Genomic DNA, 21,571 nt, shown 5'->3' on the forward strand with positions numbered 1-21,571 from the left:
TGGGTGATTTTTCCCAAGGATAGCTACATCCCTCTGGTGGACATATCCACAGGAATACGCGCACCTGCAAGGAGAAGAATATGAGTACCGCAAAAGTTGTTGATGTCATCATTCGCAAAACGGCAGAGAAGACGAAATTAACCGGTGAAGGGAATCTCTCGGTCTCTATTTCCTCACCGAGCGTGATTGAAATTCAGGGTTCTGCTCAGGACGTGGTGCGTTATGTCCGCCAGGGGAATGACCTCCTCATTTATATGAAAGATGGCAGCGTGATCCGCTGCAATAATTATTTTGTCGAAGACACGGAAACCCATAATCATTCCGAACTGGTATTTAACGATAACCAGGAGCTGACGCATATATCATTTGCCGATGCCGGGGAAGCATCAGGCGTTGCCGCCACCGAATTAACCGCCCAGGCTGCACCCATTAGCAGCATTGAACCTTTCCTGGAGCAGGGAAGCGTCTTAAGCGATGCGCCGTGGGGCTGGATTGCCGGTGCGGCGTTAGGGGGCGGTGCGATCGGCGCACTGCTGGCTCACGGCGGCGATGGCGAAACCAAAACCAAAGTTATTGATAATACAAAAGAAGTCGAAAGCGCCACGCCGACATTTTTGCTGACGGACAACGCGGGTGACAAGCAGGGCGTGCTGAGTGCAAAAGCGGTCACGGATGACAACACCCCCACCTTCAGCGGTACCGGGCAGCCGGGCGCGACCATTCAGGTTAAAGACGGCAGCGGCAGCACTATCGCCAGCACCATGGTCGCGAAGGACGGCACCTGGACGGTAACACTCCCGACCCAGGCCGACGGGGAGCATACCTGGTCCGTCGTGCAGATCGACGGCAGTAAAACGACCTCAGCGGGCAGTATCACCGTAACCGTTTCTACAGCGGATGCCAGCGTGACGCTCGCCACCACAGCGGGCGATAACGTGATCAACGCCAGCGAGCAGGCCGCGGGCTTTACGCTGTCCGGCACCAGCAAAAACCTGGCGCAGGGAACGACGCTTACCGTCACGCTCAACGGTAAAACCTATACCGCAGAAGTGGGGGCAAACGGCGCATGGAGCGTGAAGGTGCCTGCTGCCGACGCACAGGCGCTGGGCGATGGCACCTGGACGGTCAACGTCAGCGGTAAAGACGCGGCGGGCAACACCGTGTCCGGCAGTCAGACGATTGGCGTCGATACCGCCTCGCCAGTGATCTCTGTCGACACGATCGCCCAGGACAACATCATCAACGCGGCTGAACATAATCAGCCGCTGACGCTGACCGGGAAAACCGATGCGGAAGCGGGCCAGATTGTGACGGTCACGCTGAACGGCAAAAATCACACGGCGACCGTGGGCAGCGACGGCACCTGGTCCGTTACGCTTCCGGCCAGTGAAGTACAGGCGCTGGCTAACGGCGAGCACACCCTGACGGTAAACGTCAGCGACAAAGCGGGTAACGGGTCCACCACCACCGCCGATTTCACGGTCGATACCGCAGCGCCGGTGGTCACCATCAACACCGTCGCGGGCGACGACATTCTGAACACCAGCGAGCAGGGGCAGGCGCAGATTATTTCCGGCCAGGCGAACGGCGCGGCGGAGGGCGACGTTGTCTCCGTGACCGTTGGCGGCAAGACCTTTACCGGTGTCGTCCAGGCGGACGGCAGCTGGAGCGTCGGCGTGCCTGCCTCCGTCATTGGCGTGCTGGGGGAAGGTAGCCACAGCATTACGGTCGCCGTGACCGATGCGGCGGGCAACACCGGCAGCGCGACGCACGGCATTACGCTGAGCGGCAACCCGCCGGAATTTACCCTTGACCCCATCAGCCAGGATAACGTCCTGAATGCGCAGGAGGCCATGCAGCCCCTGAGCCTGAGCGGGACCAGTAATCTGCCGAACGGCAGCGCTGTCACCGTGACGCTGAACAACGTTAACTATCAGACTACCGTTGAGAACGGTCGCTGGTCCGTTCAGGTACCGGTCTCCGACGTGCTGGATCTGGCGAATACCCTGTACACCGTCAGCGTCAGCGGCACCGACAGCGTGGGTAATAGCGGCTCTGCCGAGGCGAATCTGCTGGTCGATACCGCGCTGCCGCAGGTGATCGTCAACACCTTTGCCGGGGATAACCTGGTCAATAACGCCGAAGCGGCGGTTGACCAAACCCTCAGCGGACGCGTCACCGGCGCGGCGGCGGGCGATACTGTCTCTGTCACCGTGGGCGGCAAGAGCTACACCGCGACGGTTGGCAGCGACCTGAAATGGAGCGTGACGATCCCATCGGCCGACCTCCAGGTGTTTGGCGACGGCGATTTAACCTTCAGCGCCTCTGTCACCAATGCGCACGGCAATACCGGCACCGGCGAACGTGATATCAACATCAACGCCGAACTGCCGGGCCTGCGCGTGAACACGATCTCTGGCGATGACGTGATTAACGCCATCGAGCAGCAGCAGGATCTGGCCGTCACCGGCTCCAGCACTCATCTGGCTGAAGGCACACAGATCACCGTTACCATCAATAATGTCGAATACGTCACCACGGTTAACGCCAGCGGCAACTGGCAGATTGGCGTGCCGGCGGCAGATCTTCAGGCATGGACGGCGGGAGGCATGACCGTCAGCGTCAGTGCGGAAGATGCCTGGGGCAACACCGTGGCGGCTGAACACCCGATCGAGCTTGACCTGAACGCGGTGGCCGTCACCATCGATACCGTAACCACTGACGATATGCTGAACGCGGCGGAAAAAGGCGCGGATGTCACGCTTTCTGGTCAGACGCAGGGCGTGGAGGCCGGGCAGACCGTGGTGGTGAAATTCGCGGATCAAACCTTTACCGCACAGGTGCAGCAGGACGGCTCCTGGCGCCTGACCGTTCCGGCGAGCGCGATGGAAACGCTGATCGACGGGCGGGCGCAGGTGAGCGTCAGCGTGACTAACGTCAACGGCAACAGCGCGGACGCTTCACGCGTGGTGATCGTCGATACGCAGCCGCCAGCCATTACGCTTGATAACCTGACCGACGACAACATCATTAATGCGGCAGAAGCGCAGCAGGATCTGATGCTCAGCGGCAGCACAACCGCTGAAGTGGGCCAGACGGTCACCGTGACGCTGAATGGTAAATCTTACCAGACCACGGTCCAGGCGGACGGTCGCTGGCAGCTGAACGTGCCTGCCGCCGACGTTAGCGCGCTGAGCGATGGCAATGTCACCGTGACGGCCACCGTCAGCGACGTGGCGGGCAACAGCAGCAGCGCGGACCGCGTTGGGCTGGTGGATGCCACCGTGCCGCAGGTGACCATCAACGATTTCGTCACCGACACCAACACCGTTAACCAGCTGGCCCATGCTCAGGCGCAGATCCTGAGCGGCTCCGTCACCGGCGCGGCGGCGGGTGATTTGGTCATCATCACCATCAATAACGTGGACTACACCACCGTGGTGGATGCGGCAGGCAACTGGAGCCTCGGCCTGCCTGCGTCCGTCGTTCAGGGGCTGACGGACGGCACCTGGACCATTAACGTTTCCGTGACCGACCAATCCGGCAACACCGGCAGCAGTTCAGTGGATGTGGTGGTCAATACTGTGACGCCCGTTATCGGTATTAACACGCTGGCCGCGGATGACGTGATCAATGCGGCAGAGAAGGGCGAAGATCTGCTGCTTTCCGGCACCAGCAACCAGCCGGAAGGAACCACCATCACCGTCAATCTGAACGGTATCAACTACACCGCCACCACCGACGCCAGCGGCAACTGGAGCGTTACCGTCCCCGCCTCTGCGGTGAGCGCGCTGGGTGAAGCCAATTACACCGTGACGGCGAGCGTCACCGATAATGTGGGCAACAGCGCCGCGGCCACGCACGATGTGCTGGTGGACAGCTCGCTGCCGGTTGTGACCCTCAACAACTTCGCGGGCGACAATATCATCAACGCGGCGGAAGTGGCCGCAGGGCAAACCCTGACCGGAAAGGTTTCTAACGCGGCATCGGGCGATACCGTCACGATTATCCTCGGCGGGCAGACATACACGGCTACCGTACAGGACGATCTCACCTGGAGCCTGCCGTTAACCCAGAGTCAGTTAACCGCGCTCGGCAACGGCGACCTGACCGTATCGGCCAGCGTGACGAACGCGCACGGCAATACCGGATCGTCTTCCCTGGCTATCACCATTGACGCCCAGCTGCCCGGCCTGCGCATTGATACCGTCGCCGGTGACGACGTCATTAACGTTATTGAACACGCGCAGAACCTGGTTATCTCCGGCACCAGCACCGACCTGGCGGCGGGTAGCACCGTCACCGTGACCATCAACGGCAAGAGTTATTCCGCCTCTGTACTGGCGGATGGCAGCTGGCAGGCTGCGGTTCCGGCCGCCGACGTCTCCCGGTGGGCGGACGGGTCGCTCACCATCAGCGCCAGCGCGCAGGATACCTCCGGCAACCCGGTGAATATCGGTACCGTTGTGGATGTCGATCTCGCCCCGGTGGCGATAAGCATCAACAGCGTGACGGACGACAACGTGCTTAACGCGGCAGAAAAAGGCCAGGATCTGGTGCTGTCCGGCTCCTCCTCGAACGTTGAAGCGGGCCAGACCGTTACCATTATCTTTGCAGGTAAAACCTGGACCACGACGGTCGATGCCAACGGCGACTGGACCTGCACCGTACCGGCTGCCGATCTGAGCGGCCTGAAGGACGGCGACGCCAGCGTACAGGTCAGCGTCACCAACGTGAACGGCAACGCGGCCTCTTCCTCGCAGGCATTCAGCGTCGATACCGCCGCGCCTGCGGTCACCATCAACACCATCAGCGGCGACAACATGCTGAATGCGGCAGAGGCGGCGCAGGATCTGACCCTGAGCGGGACGTCGACTGCCGAAGCGGGCCAGACGGTCACCGTGACCTTCAACGGCAATCAGTACACCGCCCAGGTGCAGGCAAACGGCAGCTGGACGCTGGACGTACCGGCGGCGGATATGGCAGGCATCACCGACGGCAGCGCGGCGGTCACGGCGACCGTGTCCGATAAAGCGGGCAACCCGGCCAGCGCGGGGGCGTCCGTGCTGGTCGACACCACCGTGCCGCAGATTACCTTCAACAGCGTGGCGGGCGACGACATTGTTAATATTGCCGAGCACGGCCAGGCGCTGATTGTCACCGGCAAGGTGACGGGCGCGCAGGCGGGGGATGTGATTACCCTGACCCTGAACGGCAAAGACTACACCGCAATGCTGGACGCTGCCGGTAACTGGAGCGTGGGCGTTCCGGCGGCGGACGTGGGCGCGCTCGTTAACGGCGACCAGACGATTTCCGCGACACTCACCGATAAAGCGGGCAACAGCACCAGCGCGACGCACGCGTTTGACGTCTCCCTGACCGCGCCGGTGATTGCCATCAATACCCTGGCGGTTGACGACGTGATCAACGCGACCGAAAAAAGCCAGGACCTGCTGATCTCCGGCACCAGTAACCAGCCGGACGGGACCCACATCACCGTAACCCTGAACGGTATCAGTTACGCCGCCACCACCGATGCCAGCGGTAACTGGAGCGTCACCGTTCCGGCGGCGAACGTCTCGGCACTGGGCGAAGCGAGCTACAGCGTGACGGCCAGCGTGACTGATACCGCGGGTAATAGCGCGAACACCAGCCATAGCGTGCTGGTCGACAGCGCGCTGCCGCAGGTCACCATTAATGCGGTTGCCACCGACGACGTGATTAATGCGGCGGAAGTGGCTTCCGGACAAACCCTGAGCGGGAAAGTGAGCGGCGCGGCGAGCGGTGACACTGTCACGATCGGTATCGGAGGCAACACCTATACCGCGACGGTTCAGGATGACCTGAGCTGGGCGGTTAACGTGCCGTCTGACGTTTTAACCGCTATCGGTAACGGCGATCTGACCGTATCCGCCAGCGTGACCAACGGCCACGGCAACACCGGTACCGGCGAACGCGACATCACGATTGATGCCAGCCTGCCGGGCCTGCGCGTGGATACCGTGGCAGGCGACGATGTGATCAACAGCATCGAGCATGGTCAAAACCTGATTATCACCGGCTCCAGCGACGGGCTGGCGAGCGGATCGGCGCTGACGGTCACCGTCAACGGCAAAACCTACGCGGCAACCGTGCTGGCAGACGGCACCTGGACGGCGGCTATTCCGGCGGCGGACGTCGGCGCACTGAGCGCAGGCACAATCACCGTGATCGTTGACGGCCAGAGCGCGGCGGGTAACCCGGTTTCCATCAGCCACGACGTGAAAGTGGATCTGGCGGCAGTCGCCATCAGCATTAATCCGATTGCCTCGGACGACGTAATCAACGCGGCTGAGAAAGGCGCGGACCTGGTGCTGTCTGGCTCGACCACCAACGTGGAAGAAAACCAGACCGTTACCATCACCTTCGGCGGCAAGTTGTACACCGCGACGGTGGATGCCAGCGGCAACTGGACGGCGACCGTACCGTCTGCCGATTTGGGCGGACTGAAAGACGGCGACGCCAGCGTGCAGGTCAGCGTCACCAACGTGAACGGCAACAGCGCCTCGGCAGGCCGCGAGTACAGCGTGGACGCCACCGCGCCGACGGTGTCCATCGAGATCGTCAGCGACAACAACATCATCAACGCGGCCGAAGCGCAGCAGGATCTGGTGATTAACGGTGTCTCCAACGCCGAAGCGGGTCAGACCGTGACCGTGACGCTGAACGGCGTGGACTACACCACCACCGTACAGGCGAACGGCAGCTGGAGCGTCACCGTACCGTCTGCGGATGTCGGCGCGATTACCGACGGCGATTACACCATCACGGCAGCCGTCGCGGATAAGGCGGGTAACCCGGCCTCGGCGGATCGCGATGTGCTGGTGGATACCACGGTGCCACAGCTGACCATTAACACCGTTTCCGACGACGACGTGATCAACAGCGCCGAGCATGCGCAGGCGCTGATTGTCACCGGGTCCGTGACCGGTGCGGCGGCGGGCGACGTGGTGACTGTCACCATCAATAACAAAGATTACACCGCGACCCTGGACGCTTCCGGCAGGTGGAGCGTGGGCGTGCCTGCGGCGGACGTGAGTGCCCTGACCGCCGGGGAACACACCATCACCGCGGCGCTGACCGATAAGGCCGGAAACAGCAACAGCACAACGCACGAGGTTGAAGTCAATCTCACCGCGCCGGTGCTGACCATTGACACCGTGTCCGGTGACGATGTGATCAACAGCAGCGAGAAAACGCAGGATCTGACCATCACAGGTACGGCTTCCGGGCTGGCAGCGGGCGCGGTGGTCACCGTGATGCTCAACGGCAAAGCGTACAGCGCCACGGTGGACACCAATGGCCAATGGACCACAACCGTTCCGGCGAGCGAGGTGGGGCAACTGGGTGAAGCGCTTTACACCGTGTCGGCCTCCGCGACGGACAGCGTCGGCAACAGCTCCAGCACCTCACACACCGTGAACGTGGAATCCGTGCTGCCTGGCGTCATCATCAACACCGTGGCGGGCGACGACGTGATCAACGCAGCGGAGCTGGCAACCGGCCAGACCATTAGCGGCACAGTGGTGAATGCCGAAGCGGGCAACACCGTGACTGTGTCTGTTGGCGGCCACAGCTACACCGCAACGGTACAGGACAATCTCACCTGGTCCGTCAGCGTACCGGGATCTGTGCTCACCGCGCTGGGCAATGGCGATCTGACTGTGACCGCCAGCGTCACTAACGGCGTGGGCAACAGCGGCAGCGGCGAGCGCGATATCACTATCGACGCGAATCTGCCGGGCCTGCGCGTGGGCACCGTAGCGGGCGATGACGTGATTAACAGCATCGAACACGGGCAGAATCTGATTATCACGGGTTCAAGCGACGGCCTGACGGCGGGCACAGCGCTGACCATCACCGTTAACGGCAAAACCTATCCGGCCACCGTGCTGGCAGACGGCACCTGGAGCGCGGCGCTCCCTTCTGCGGACGTGAGTGCCCTTGCCGCAGGCACGGTCACCGTGACCGTTGAAGGCCAGAGCAGCGCGGGCAATCCGGTGACTATCAACCATGATGTGACGGTGGATCTGGCAAACGTCGCCATCAGCATTGACGCCATCGCTTCCGATGACGTGATCAACGCCGCAGAGAAGGGCGCGGATCTGGTGCTCTCCGGCACCACCTCGAACGTGGAGGAAAATCAAACCGTCACCATCACCTTCGGCGGCAAGAGCTACACCGCCACGGTGGACGCTGAGGGTAAATGGACCGCCACGGTACCGTCTGCGGATCTGGCCGGTCTGAAAGACGGTGATGCCAGCGTGCAGGTCAGCGTCACCAACGTGAACGGCAACAGTGCGTCTGCGGGACGCGAGTACAGCGTGGATGCTACCGCGCCGTCCGTGACCATCAACACGATTGCCACAGACGATATCCTGAACGCCTCAGAAGCGCAGTCCGACCTGGCAATCTCCGGCACCAGCACCGCCGAAGCAGGCCAGACGCTGACCGTATCGCTGAACGGCAAAGATTACACCACAACCGTCAGCGCGAATGGCAGCTGGACGCTGAACGTGCCGGCAGGTGACCTTGCAGGATTAACCGACGGCAGCGTCACCGTGACCGCGAGCGTCAGCGACAAGGCGGGTAACCCGGCGTCGGTGGACCACAACCTGACGGTGGACGTCACCGTTCCGGCAGTGACCATCCACACCGTGGCAGGCGACGACGTGATTAACGTGGCTGAACACAATCAGGCGCAGATCGTCAGCGGCTCCGCCACCGGCGCGGCGGCGGGCGATAAGGTCACCGTCACGATCGGCGGCCAGACTTATACCACCGTGCTGGACGCGGCGGGTAACTGGAGCGTGGGCGTTCCGGCGAATGTGATTTCAGGCCTCAGCGACGGTACGGTGACCGTCACTGCGTCAGTCACCGACGCGGCGGGTAATACCGGCAGCGGCACGCATAATGTGACCGTCGATACCGGTCTGCCGTCGGTCAGCTTCAACGCCATCAGCGATGACAACGTCCTGAATGCCGTTGAAAAAGGCCAGGATCTGAGCGTCAGCGGCACCAGCGCCAACCTGGCGGAAGGCACCGTGGTCACCGTGACCCTGAACGGTAAAAACTACACGGCAACGACTGGCTCAGACGGCACCTGGAGCCTGACGGTTCCGGCTGCGGATCTGGCCGGTCTCGGTCAGGCCAGCTACACCCTGAACGCGACGGCCACCAACGGCGTGGGCAACAGCGTGAGCAGTTCTGCGAACCTGCTTGTCGACACCGCGCTGCCAACCGTCACCATCAACACCGTGGCGGGCGACAACGTCATCAACGCGGCGGAAGTGGCGTCAGGCCAGACCCTGAGCGGCACCGTGGCGAATGCCGAAGCGGGCAACACCGTGACCGTGACTATCGGCGGCCACAGCTACACCGCAACGGTGCAGAACAATCTGTCCTGGTCCGTCAACGTGCCGTCTGACGTGCTGACCGCACTCGGCAACGGCAGCCTGAGCGTGACGGCGACCGTCACCAACGGCCACGGCAACACCGGCACCGGCGAACGCGAGATCGCTATCGACGCTAACCTGCCGGGCCTGCGCGTGAATACCGTGGCGGGTGACGACGTGGTCAACACCATCGAGCACGCGCAGAACCTGATTGTTTCAGGCTCCAGCGACGGGCTGGCGCCGGGCACGGCGCTGACGGTTACCGTCAACGGTAAAGATTACGCGGCAACGGTACTGGCAGACGGCACCTGGCGCGCGGCGATCCCGTCCACCGACGTGAGCGCGTGGCCGGAAGGCACCGTGAAAATCAGCGTTACCGGCGACAGCGCGGCGGGTAATCCGATCACCATCAGCCACGATGTGACCGTGGATCTGGCTACCGTTGCCATCAGCATCAATGCGCTTGCCACCGACGACGTGATCAACGCGGCGGAGAAGGGCGCGGATCTGGTGCTGTCCGGTGCGACCACCAACGTGGAAGCCGGGCAGACCGTGACCATTAGTCTGAACGGCAGGATCTACACCACCACCGTAGACGACAGCGGCAACTGGACTTACACCGTGCCGTCAGCGGATCTGGCTGGCCTGAAGGATGGCGACGCCAGCGTGCAGGTGAGCGTCACCAACGTGAACGGCAACAGCGCCTCGGCGGGCCGTGAGTACAGCGTGGATGCTACCGCGCCGTCCGTGACCATCAACACGATTGCCACAGACGATATCCTGAACGCCTCAGAAGCGCAGTCTGACCTGGCAATCTCCGGCACCAGTACCGCCGAAGCGGGCCAGACGGTGACCGTGTCGCTGAACGGCAAAGATTACACCACAACCGTCAGCGCGAACGGCAGCTGGACGCTGAACGTTCCGGCGGCGGATCTGGCAGGATTAACCGACGGCAGCGTGACGGTCACCGCCTCAGTCAGCGACAAGGCGGGTAACCCGGCGTCGGTTGACCACACCCTGACGGTGGACGTCACCGTACCTGCGGTGACCATCCACACCGTTGCAGGCGACGATGTGATTAACGTGGCTGAACACAATCAGGCGCAGATCGTCAGCGGCTCCGCCACCGGCGCGGCGGCGGGCGATAAGGTCACCGTCACCATCGGCGGCCAGTCGTACACCACCGTGCTGGATGCGGCGGGTAACTGGAGCGTGGGCGTCCCGGCCAGCGTCATTTCCGGCCTCAGCGACGGTACCGCGACCATCACTGCATCAGTCACCGACGCGGCGGGCAACACCGGCAGCGGCACGCATAATGTGACCATCGATACCGGTCTGCCGTCGGTCAGCTTCAACGCCATAAGCGGCGATAACGTGCTGAATGCGGTAGAAAAAGGGCAGGATCTGAGCGTCAGCGGCACCAGCGCTAACCTGGCGGAAGGCACCATGGTCACCGTGACCCTGAACGGTAAAAGCTACACGGCGACGACTGGCTCAGACGGCACCTGGAGCCTGACGGTTCCGGTTGCGGATCTGTCAGGCCTCGGTGAAGCCAGCTACACCCTGAGCGCGACGGCCACCAACGGCGTGGGCAACAGCATCAGCACTACGACGAACCTGCTTGTCGATACCGCGCTGCCAACCGTCACCATCAACACCGTTGCGGGGGATAACGTCATCAACGCGGCGGAAGTGGCCGCAGGCCAGACCATTACCGGTAAGGTGGCGAACGCGGACATCGGTAACACCGTGATGGTGAACATCGGCGGCAACACCTATACCGCGACGGTGCAGAGCGATCTCAGCTGGTCCGTCAACGTGCCGGATTCCGTCCTGACGGCGCTGGGCAACGGCGATTTAACGGTGTCAGCGACCGTCACTAATAACCATGGCAATACGGGAACGGGCGAGCGCGATATCACTATCGACGCCAGCCTGCCGGGGCTGCGCGTGGATACCGTGGCGGGCGACGACGTGATCAACAGCATTGAGCATGGTCAGAATCTTATCGTCACTGGCTCAAGCGACGGGCTGGCGGCGGGGACTACGCTCACCGTCACCGTGAATGGCAAGACCTATGCCGCGTCGGTACTCGCAGACGGCTCCTGGACCGCGGCGATCCCGGCGGCAGACGTGGGTGCTCTGGCCGCAGGCACGGTGACCGTCACCGTAGCGGGTCAGAGCACGGCGGGCAACCCGGTCTCTGTCAGCCACGACGTCACCGTCGATCTGGCAGCCGTGGCGATCAGCATTGATGCCATCGCCACCGACGACGTGATTAACGCGGCGGAGAAAGGCGCGGATCTGGTGCTTTCCGGCAGCACCTCCAATGTGGAAGAGAACCAGACCGTGACCATCACCTTTGGCGGCAAGTCTTACACCGCCAAAGTCGATGCCGACGGCAACTGGACGGCCACCGTACCTTCCTCGGATCTTACGGGTCTGAAAGACGGCGACGCCAGCGTGCAGGTGAGCGTGACCAATGTGAACGGCAACAGCGCGTCTGCGGGCCGGGAGTACAGCGTCGATGCCACGGCGCCAACCGTGACGATTGATACGGTGGCAGGCGATAACGTGATCAACGGCAGCGAAGCGGCTGCGGGCGTTGCCATTTCCGGCACCACCACGGCTGAAGTTGGGCAGACGGTCACCGTTAACCTCGGTGGAAACAGCTATACCGCGCAGGTTCAGCAGGGCGGTATCTGGAGCGTGAGCGTGCCAGCCGCCGATCTGTCCACGCTGGCGGATAACGGCTACACCGTGCAGGTGAGCGTGAGTGACGCCGCAGGTAACCCGGGCAGCGCGGGGAAAGCGATTACGCTTGATACCACGCCGCCGAGCGTCAGCTTTAACGTCGTGGCGGGTGATGACGTCATCAACAGCGTGGAGCACGGGCAGGCGCAGATCGTCAGCGGCACCGCAACCGGCGCCAGCGTCGGCGATAAGCTGGTCATTACGATAGGTTCGAACCAGTACACCACCACCGTTGACGCCAGCGGCAAATGGAGCGTGGGCGTTCCTGCCAGCGACATCTCTGCCCTGACCGACGGCACCGTTACCCTCAGCGCGACAATCACCGACAGCGCGGGCAACAGCAGTACCCAGACCCATGACGTGGTGGTAAATACCGCATCGGTCGCGCTGACCGTCAATACCCTCAGCGGTGATGACGTGATCAATGCGGCAGAAGCGGGCGCGTCGCTGGTCATCAACGGCTCCAGCGCGCAGTTTGCTAACGGCACGCAGGTCACTATCACCCTGAATGGTAAGAGCTATACGGCCACTATCCAGAGCGATGGCTCCTGGACAACCACCGTACCGGCCGCCGACGTGGGCGCCCTGGCCGACGGCGCGCGCTATCAGGTTACTGTTTCGGCGCAGGACAGCGCCGGGAACAGCGCCTCGGCAACGCATACCATCAGCGTGGATACTACCGCGCCGGTGATTAGCGTGAACACGTTGTCGGGCGACGACGTGCTGAATGCGGCGGAAGCCCAGCAGCCGCTCACCGTACACGGCTCTTCCAGCGCGGAAGCAGGCCAGACGGTGACCGTCACGCTGAGCGGCAAAACCTACACTGCGCTTGTGGCAAACGACGGCACCTGGACGCTGGATGTTCCGGCAGTCGATCTGGCTGCACTGAGCCAGGGGGCGCTGACGGTGACCGCGTCGGTGAACGACAAGGCGGGTAATAACGGCCAGACGACGCATACCTTAACGGTCGATACCGTCGCGCCAGCCGTGACCATCAGCACCGTGGCCGATGACGATATCGTCAACAACGCCGAGCAGCTGGCGGGGCAGACCATCAGCGGGACCACCACCGCGGAGCAGGGCCAGACGGTGACCGTCTCCTTCAACGGCCACAGCTATCAGGCGACCGTGGCGGCGAATGGCTCCTGGTCCGTCTTCGTGCCGGGGCGCGACTTCCTCGGACTGAGCGACGGGGATTACACCATTACGGCTACGGTGAGCGATAAGGCAGGTAACCCGGGCAGCACAACGCATAACGTGACGCTGAACGGTGACGTGCCGACCATCGCCATTAACACCTTTGCGCAGGATGATATCGTCAACGCCGCCGAGCACGGCACGCCGCTGGTTATCAGCGGCACCACCGATGCGCCAACGGGCCAGACGGTGACCATCACGCTTAACGGTAAAACCTACACGGCTACCGTTCAAAATGACGGCACCTGGAGCTATACGGTCGGCAGCGCAGACGTGACCGCGCTGGCGGACGGCGGTTCGTACGTGATTAACGCGCAGGTGAGCAACGCCATCGGCAACAGCGCCAGCGATAACCACACCGTCACCGTGGATCTCACCGCGCCGTCGATGGGGATCAGCATTGATTCCCTGCAAAACGATACCGGCCTCAGCGCGAATGACTTCATCACCAACGACAGCCAGGTGGTGGTGAACGGTTCCCTGACCGCGCAGCTCGGCAATAACGAGAAGGCGCAGATCAGCCTTGACGGCGGTACCACCTGGATTGATCTGACCGTCACCGGCACCACCTGGCGCTACACCGATGGCCGCACCCTGACCGACGGTACGTACCAGTACCAGGTGCGCGTGATCGACAATGCGGGCAACGTTGGGGCAACGGACAGCCAGGACGTGGTAATCGATCTGACGAAGCCTGCGGCGGCGACCATTACCGTGGATTCCGTCTCGCAGGATACCGGCCTGTCCGACAGCGACTTTATTACCAGCGACAACCAGATCAGCCTGAAAGGGACGCTCGGCGCGGCCCTGGGCAGCGGTGACCACGCTCAGATCAGCCTCGACGGTGGCGCAACCTGGACTGACGTCAGCGTCAGCGGCCTGAGCTGGACCTACGTTGACGGCCGCACGCTGGCCGACGGAGACTACAACTATCAGCTGCGGGTGATTGACGACGCGGGGAATATCAGCGCCACTACCAGCCAGGTGGTGACCATTGATACCGTCGCGCCGGACGCCAGCAAAACGATCGCTATCGACAGCATCAGCGACGATACCGGCCTGAGCAGCAGCGACTTTATCACCAATGATACCTCCCTGACGCTGCACGGCTCGCTCGGCGCAACGCTGGTCGACGGCGAATATGCCCAGATCAGCATCGACGGCGGCGTCACCTGGCAGAACGTGATCGTCACCGGCAACAGCTGGTACTACGTGGACGGGCGCACGCTGGGTAACCAGACCTATGACTACTACGTTCGCGTAGTGGATGCGGCGGGCAACGTGGGTGCCAGCGCTCATCAGCAGGTGACGGTCGATACGGTCGCGCCGGATGCGGCGATTACGGTGACCGTGGATAACATCACCGTCGATACCGGCTTCGACAATAACGACTTCCTGACCAGTTCGACCTCGTACACGCTCAACGGGACGCTCGGGGCCGAACTCGGGGCGGGTGAGTATGTGCAGGTGAGCATGGATGGCGGCACCACCTGGGTTTACGCCACGGTAAGCGGTACTCAGTGGCGTTTTACCGACGCGCGCACCCTGGCCGACGGCGATTACCGCTATCAGGTGCGGGTGGTCGATCAGGCGGGCAACGTCGGGGCCACCACCACGCAGGACGTGACGGTGGATACCCAGGCGCCGCAGTACGGCATCACCATTGACAGCATCAGCGAAGATACCGGGCAGTCCGGGAGTGATTTCATCACCATGGACACCTCGCTGACGATCAACGGCTCGCTGGGCAGCGCGCTGGCGAGCGATGAGCGGGTGCAGATCAGCCTCGACGGCGGAAACACCTGGGTTGACGCCACGGTGACTAATCAGCGCTGGAGCTATACGGATACCCGCGATCTGCCTGACGGGGATTACACCTACCAGGTGCGGATCATCGACCAGGCGGGCAACGTCGGCTCAACCTCTTCGCAGGTGGTAACGGTTGATACCACGCCGCCTGACACGGTGGGTACGGTGGTCAGCTATACCGACGGGGAAGGTGAACGTACGGGCAGCTTCGGCGCTTCGGTGGCAACAGATGACAACTCTCCAGTGATTAACGGGACACTTAACCGTGCGCCGGACAATGGCGAGATTGTGCAGCTGTATCGTGACGGTGTGCTGCTGGGACAGGTGACGATGAATGGCGCCGCCAGCTGGTCTTTCCAGGACAGTGGTCTGAATGACGGTAATCACGTCTATATGCTGCGTGTGACCGATCTGGCAGGTAACTTCACCGATTCAGATGAATTCGTGCTGAAAGTGGATACGAGCATCCCGACCACCACCGTGACCATTAACCCTCAGACGACGACAGATACCACCCCGATTCTGAGTGGTCTGGTATCGGCGGGACTGACCAACGGCGAGTACGTGGTTATCACCGTGAACGATAAAACCTACACCTCAGAGTCTGGCGGTGCGGTCGTGGTCGATCCGGATAACAACACATGGTATTTGCAGCTCCCGGACGGCGATGCGCTGAGCGTGAAGAATTATGATGTCACGGCACAGGTGAAAAGCAGCGCCGGCAACGGGAATACCGCTGGGTTGACCACAGGTAGCCTGATTGTAGGGAGTGAAGAGTCATTGACGCCGACCTGGTCATTTACCACCGCGAACTACTCCTATTCTGCCAGCTATATGCTGGATTCGGATGGGCTGTGGACGATTATGGCCAACCAGCAATTCGCATCCGCCAATGCCAGTAGCCGTAACGCTTACACCGTTTCAGGCAATTTCACAATGACGGGGAGTTACACAACCGGTACTTACGCGGATATCAACCGCGACGGGCTGGCTGACGTGCTGGCGGAAGGGACAAGCTACTCGTACATGGTGCAGCTGACTAACAATGGAGACGGTACATACACCTCCAGTACGCTGACCAATATGGGGGCTGCGGTATGGTATGGCGCGGTGGTCGCCATTGACATCAAGGGCGATGGTTACACTGACTTTGTCATCGGCGATGCTGGCGGGCCGGATTCCAGCACCGTCATGCTCAATAACAACGGCACGCTGACGGGCAGTTCGAAGTCAGGGACGTACTCCAGTTTTGTATCGGGATCAACGGTAGGTAACTACAACAGCCTGATTGAAACGTCCGGTGTGGATTTGAACAACGACGGGAAAGTGGATATTGCCCAGCATACGACCAACGGGGGCAACAACTATGCCCTGTCGACCATGTTTAACCAGGGCAATGGCTCATTTACGTGGGGGCAAAACTTCACCAATACCATGTATAGCGGCTATGGCTCCGCCGCAGCGTCCAATGCCGTGAGTATGACCTGGGCCGACTTTAACGGTGATGGTTACATGGACCTGTATATGAGCATGTCCCGTACCTCCAGCGGAACCAGCCTGGGTGGCGTGCTAATGCTGAACGACGGTAGCGGTAATCTTCTTGCCGGCACCGCGGTTGGAACGGCGACCACGGATAAGTTTGTGGGTAACGTCAGCGTGGCGGTGGACTGGAACCTCGACGGTAACATGGACATCATCAAGCTGGCGAATAGCGGGCAGTCCTATCTTTACACCAATGATGGACTGGCGGGTACCGCAAGCTTTACTGCTTCGAAATTCAGTACCGCTACGTCAACCCAGGTATCCGGCGCGGCTCTGCTTGATTACGACTGGGATGGCGCACAGGATCTGCTCATTTTCCGTCAAAACGGTACGGTTTTACTGGAGCGGAATACCAATACGGTCGCACCAGGTACGGCCTTGCATCTGAAAATTGTCGACAGCGAAGGGATTAACGCCTTCTTTGGCAACACTGTCCAGCTGTACAACGCGGCCGGTCAGCTGGTTGCCAGTGAAATCATCAATGCCCAGTCCGGGATTGGCATTAACGATTCCTCGTCGCTCATCAGTTTTTACGGCCTGGATCCCAGCGAGACGTATCACGCGGTGCTGGTTCGTGCCGTTAACGGTGTTTCGAGTAACGTAACCTGGGACGGGCTGACGGCAGGCGACGGTAAGGAAAGTTACGCCCTGACGGCTGAAGCTGCTACGGGCGGTCACCAGGGCACGCTGACAGGTACCGGCTACAACGATACCTTTATCGCTGAAGCAGGGACGTATACCTACAACGGTTCTGGCGGCTGGACGACGACCTCTGAACACGACACGTGGAGCAGTACGGGCGGCATGGATGTCGTGGATTATCGCAACGCCACTTCCGGCGTCACCGTCGATTTGGGACGCTCTACGGCGCAGAGTACCGGATTCGATACCGCGACACTGGTGAATATTGAAGGCATCAACGGCTCCGACTACGACGACGTGATCACCGGCAACAGCGGTGATAACCAGTTCGAAGGCCGGGGCGGAAACGACACCTTCAACATCGGCAGCGGCGGTCACGATACGTTGCTCTATAAGCTGATCAACGCGTCTGACGCGACGGGCGGCAACGGCAGCGATGTAGTGAACGGCTTTACCGTCGGTACCTGGGAAGGGACGGCGGATACGGACCGTATCGATCTGCGCGATCTGCTTTCCGACAGCGGCTATACCGGCACCGGTTCGGCGAGCTACGTGAACGGCGTGGCGACGCTGGACAGCAGCGCGGGCAACATCGCCGACTATATCCGCGTGGTGCAGAACGGCAGCAACACCGAGATCCAGGTTGACCTGGACGGCACCGGCGGTCAGTTCTCGCCCACCACGCTGGTGACGCTGAACGGGGTGCAGACGGATCTGGCGACGCTGCTGGCGAATCATCAATTGTTAATTGCGTAAAACACCGCCGCGGGGAGGGATCCTCGCAGCCTTTTGGCGTTTCTTTAACGAATTGCGTTAACCCGGAGATTATGAAGACACATCCACAGTACGAACCCTGGTTGCAGGGCATGCTCATCATCGCGAAATATTATCGGCTGGATTTTTCGGCGGAGCATGTTCGGGTCACGATTAACCATGAAAGCCAGTCGCCACGCCAGCTGGTGCTGGAGGAGATGGCGCGCCAGCTTGGGCTGGGGATGCGTTGGGTGGCGGCGGAAGCCGTATCGCTCGATCCCTGGCGCTTACCGCTGCTGGCGGAGTTTACCGGCGGGCAAATTGCGGTCATCAACCGTATGGACAACGACGGGAACGTCAGCGTGCAGTTTAGCGGCGACGGGGGGCTGGAGACAACGCTGACGCGCGACGAACTCGGTACGCGGTTAAAGGGGCTGATGGTGCTGCGTCCCCTGGAGTCCACGCCCGATGCGCGCGTGGATGATTACATCAAACCCTATGAGAAAAACTGGTTCTGGCAGCTGGCGCTGAAAGACTGGCGTCGTTACAGCGACATTATGCTGGTGGCGCTGGTCGCCAACGTGCTGGCGCTCTCCGGCATGGTCTTTTCCATGCAGGTGTACGACAGGGTGGTGCCGTCCCAGTCGGAGGCCACGCTGTGGGTGCTGTTTGGCGGCGTGATGATCGCCATCGTGTTTGAATTCATCATGCGCATGCTGCGGGTGCATATTTCGGACGTGGTAGGGAAACGCGCCGACCTGCGTATTTCCGAGCGCGTGTTTGCCCACGCCCTGAGGATCAAAAACGGCGCACGGTCGAAATCGACCGGGTCGTTTATCGCCCAGATCCGCGAGCTGGAGTCGGTGCGGGAGCTGATCACCTCCACCACCATTGCCGCCATCTCCGATCTACCGTTCTTCCTGCTGTTCGTTTTCATTCTGTGGATGATTGGCGGTCCGCTGGTGCTGGTGGTGCTGCTGGCCGTGCCGCTGCTGCTCATACCCGGCCTGCTGGTGCAGCGCCCGCTGGGAAAACTCTCCAGCGAAGGGATGCGTGAATCGGCGATTCGTAACGCCACGCTGGTGGAAGCGGTGCAGGGGCTTGAGGACATTAAGCTGATGCGCGCCGAGCAGCGGTTTCAGAACCAGTGGAATAACACCAATGATGTTGCCGCGAGCGTCGGCATGAAGCAGCGCTGGCTGACGGGGCTGCTGCTGACCTGGACCCAGGAGGTGCAGTCTATCGTCTACGCCGTGGTGCTGCTGGTGGGGTGTTATCTGGTCATCAGCGGCGATATGACCACCGGTGCGCTGGTGGGCACCTCGATTCTGGCGTCCCGCACCATTGCGCCGCTGTCGCAGATTTCCGGCGTACTTTCCCGCTGGCAGTCGGCAAAGGTGGCCCGCAAGGGACTGGATGACCTGATGCAGCGCCCGATTGACGATCCCCAGCACGGCAAAAAAGTGCATAAAGCCCACCTGCGCGGTGATTACCGGCTGGACGACGTCGGGTTTTATTACGACGAAGAAGAGAAGCTCACCGTGCTGAATATCAGCAAACTGCGCATTCGCGCCGGGGAGCGCGTGGCGGTGCTCGGGCGGAATGGTTCGGGGAAAAGCACCTTGCTGCATCTGCTGGCGGGAATGCAGGAACCGCAGCAGGGCAGCATTTTGCTGGACGATATTGCTCTTAATCATCTAGACCCGGCCGACGTGCGCCGCGACATGCAACTGCTCAGTCAGCAGGCGCGGCTGTTCTTCGGCTCCGTACGCGACAACATCCTGATGGGTAATCCGCTGGCGACAGACGAGGAAATCCATCAGGCGCTGGTCAACAGCGGCGCGCTGGAGTTTGTGCGCAAGCAGAAAATGGGGCTGAACACCATCATCAATGAGGGCGGAACGGGGCTTTCCGGCGGGCAACGTCAGGCGCTGCTGCTGGCGCGCGCGTTGATCACCTCGCCGAATATTCTGCTGCTGGATGAACCCACCGCCTGGCTGGATGAGGTCAGCGAGAAGCAGTTTATCCAGCATCTGCACCAGTGGCTCGGTAAGCGCCGGACGCTGGTGGTGGCGACGCATCGTCTGCCGATTCTGGACCTGGTTGACCGCATCATCGTCCTGGAAAACGGCAAAGTGGTGATGGATGGCCCTCGTGATGCCATTTTACGCCAGCACGGAATGGCCCCACAGCAGGCGCCGCAGCGCACGGTCAAACTGAAAACGGAGGGCGTGGCATGAATGATTTCTCCCGTTTTAACAGCCGGCTGAAGGAGCCCCGCCTGCCGCGATCGTCGCTGGTGGCATGGTCGCTGTTTGCCCTGCTGATGGTGTTTATTACCTGGGCCAGCCTGTTCCAGCTGGATGAGGTCACGACGGGCAGCGGCAAGGTGATCCCGTCCTCCCACGAGCAGGTGATCCAGTCCCTGGAAGGGGGGATAATCCACAGTCTGATGGTACGCGAAGGCGATATCGTCGAGCGTGGTCAACAGCTTGCCCAGCTGGACCGGACGAAAACCGAGTCCAGCGTGCTGGAGAGCGAGTCTCGATTAAACGCTGCGATGGCGACGGCCGCGCGTCTGAATGCCGAGGTGAACGACACCGCGCTGGTCTTCCCGGCAGAGCTGGATGACGACGTTGAGCTGGTTAAACAGGAAACGGCGCTTTATCAGTCACGTCGCGAAAGCCTTGAAAAAGGGCTGGCGGGTTTACGCCAGGGAGCAGATCTCGTGCAGCGTGAACTGGCATTAACGCGCCCGCTGGTGACGCAGGGGGCGGCCAGTAAGGTCGAAGTCTTACGCCTTGAACGTCAAAAAAATGAGCTGGAGAGCAAAATCACCGAGATGAAAAACCAGTACTACGTTCGCGCCCGCGAAGAACTGGCGAAAGCGAACGCGGAAATGGAAGCGCAGCGTTCGGTCATGAAAGGACGCGAAGATTCACTCACCCGCTTAACGTTTAATGCGCCGGTGCGTGGCATCGTGAAGGACATTGACGTGACGACGGTGGGCGGGGTGATCCCGCCGAACGGCAAACTGATGAGCCTGGTACCGCTTGATGACCAGATGGTGATAGAAGCGAAAATCTCGCCGCGCGATGTCGCGTTTATCCATCCCGGGCAAAAAGCGCTGGTGAAAATCACCGCCTATGACTACTCCATCTACGGCGGGCTGGAAGGGGAGGTGACGATGATCTCCCCGGATACCCTTCAGGACGAGGTGAAACGGGATGTTTATTATTATCGCGTTTATATTCGTACTGACAGTAACCATCTGACCAACAGGCAGGGCAAGGAATTTCCGGTGTTCCCGGGCATGATAGCCACGGTTGATATCAAAACCGGCAGTAAATCCGTCATTGATTATCTGCTGAAACCGTTGAATAAGGCGAAAGAGGCGCTGCGCGAGCGATAAAAAAGGCGTTCAGCAAACCGAACGCCCG

Annotated in this window: 3 protein-coding genes; all 3 read left to right on the top strand. The window is 61.1% G+C overall.

Going from position 1 to position 21,571, the window contains the following annotated elements:
• Positions 1 to 80 precede the first annotated feature (80 nt).
• The 3 genes from ACOTW6_RS01075 to ACOTW6_RS01085 all read left to right on the top strand — a co-directional run bounded on the left by ACOTW6_RS01075 (position 81) and on the right by ACOTW6_RS01085 (position 21,543).
• Positions 81 to 18,134, top strand: coding sequence for an Ig-like domain-containing protein (locus tag ACOTW6_RS01075; RefSeq protein ID WP_213788744.1), 18,054 nt, complete (start codon positions 81 to 83; stop codon positions 18,132 to 18,134).
• A gap of 71 nt (positions 18,135 to 18,205) precedes the next feature.
• The gene (locus ACOTW6_RS01080) at positions 18,206 to 20,371 is read left to right on the top strand and encodes a type I secretion system permease/ATPase (RefSeq protein ID WP_032648253.1); all 2,166 of its coding nucleotides are present in this window, start codon (positions 18,206 to 18,208) and stop codon (positions 20,369 to 20,371) included.
• Positions 20,368 to 21,543, top strand: a complete 1,176-nt coding sequence (locus ACOTW6_RS01085; RefSeq protein ID WP_048982874.1) for an HlyD family type I secretion periplasmic adaptor subunit — start codon at positions 20,368 to 20,370, stop codon at positions 21,541 to 21,543. The genes ACOTW6_RS01080 and ACOTW6_RS01085 overlap by 4 nt, the downstream gene beginning before the upstream one ends.
• The last annotated feature ends 28 nt before the right edge of the window (positions 21,544 to 21,571 follow it).

It is taken from the genome of Enterobacter cloacae complex sp. IR5403, assembly GCF_049238705.1.
GTDB classification, from domain to species: domain Bacteria; phylum Pseudomonadota; class Gammaproteobacteria; order Enterobacterales; family Enterobacteriaceae; genus Enterobacter; species Enterobacter hormaechei_C.